This is a genomic window from Moorena sp. SIO4A1 (genome assembly GCF_010672065.1).
Taxonomy (GTDB): Bacteria; Cyanobacteriota; Cyanobacteriia; order Cyanobacteriales; family Coleofasciculaceae; genus Moorena.
Genome location: NZ_JAAHHX010000983.1, coordinates 1 through 1,115, shown reverse-complemented (window position 1 = coordinate 1,115; position 1,115 = coordinate 1). Strand labels below are relative to the sequence as shown.

Here is a 1,115-nt window from a genome sequence, read left to right as displayed (position 1 = left end):
TAGACACCAGGTAATGTTAGAGCAAGAGATGGTAAGCTAAGTTGGCAGAAAGTTTGTGATGGAGAAATTTGTTATTGGACTCTTTATCGGCAACAAGATGGGGTTTGGAGGTTGTACAAAATTCTGAATTCAGCCACCCTGGAGATAGCGCTAGAGTCGGGAATCTATGCCTTGTCAGCAGTGGATAGGATTGGGAATGAAAGTTTAGGAGTTGTGGTGTCGTTGGGTTAAAGGTTGTTCGCCCCGTATTCGGTGTAGGGAATGTTGAATGTTGTTCGCGTAGCGTGGCCAAAGGCCAAGGTTGTTCCCGTAGCGTGGCCAAAGGCCAAGGTTGTTCCCGTAGCGTGGCCAAAGGCCAAGGTAAAAGTTTAATGTTTACTATCCTATAATAGAGTAAAGAAGGCAGGACTTCCGACTTAAGCCGCTATAATTTACCCTTACTTTCTAGTTTAACACCTGGCCATTAATTCGGCAGATGTTGGCTAAACTCATCTAAAGAATTAGCTGTTAATGCTGTTGCCATCAAGTTGTCCAGTTGTTGGAGATCTAAACCTTGGATTTTACCAGATATCTCTGAAGGAATCGTTCCAAATCGTAGTTGGAGTATTCGCTCCAAGTTAGCACGACGTTCTTGTTGAATGCCTTCTAATATCCCCTGTTTTATGCCCTCTTCTCTACCCCTTAATTCTCCAACTGCCTCTGCCCCTTCTAGCATACTAATTTCATACCGTTTATCTTCCAGATATTTCTGATAGGCTGCCTTTTCTTGATTAGGGAGATTCTCAATCCTCAGGTTTTCTTTGGCTTGGGCTAATCCCCTGGCTTGGAAGTCTTCCTTGATTTCACTATTTTTCAGGAAATATATCCATTCATCCAAACTGTTTTTAGTCACATCATTAAACTGTTTCACTCTCAAGATGTAATATTCCGGAAATATCTGGTACACCTGCTCAATTTTGAACAACTCCTTCTGGAGATTTGATGGCTCTAGTCTGTCCTGGATATGACGTCCGATGAAATTTAATTTACCCTGATATATGTAATCTTCTCCTTGGCCGAGGGGAAAGTAAACTATATTAATGGAGTAGACCTTTTTGACTTTACTATAAGGCTCT

2 protein-coding genes are annotated in these 1,115 nt (G+C 41.8%); both read right to left on the bottom strand.

The window, feature by feature from the left end:
- Nucleotides 1-16: 16 nt before the first annotated feature.
- A complete protein-coding gene (locus F6K53_RS44625) occupies nucleotides 17-352 on the bottom strand; it encodes a hypothetical protein (RefSeq protein WP_293087443.1) in 336 nt (111 codons plus the stop codon).
- A 111-nt stretch (nucleotides 353-463) separates the two neighbouring features.
- On the bottom strand, nucleotides 464-1,115 hold a 652-nt coding region (locus tag F6K53_RS44620), incomplete at its 5' end, for a DUF4351 domain-containing protein (protein WP_293087439.1).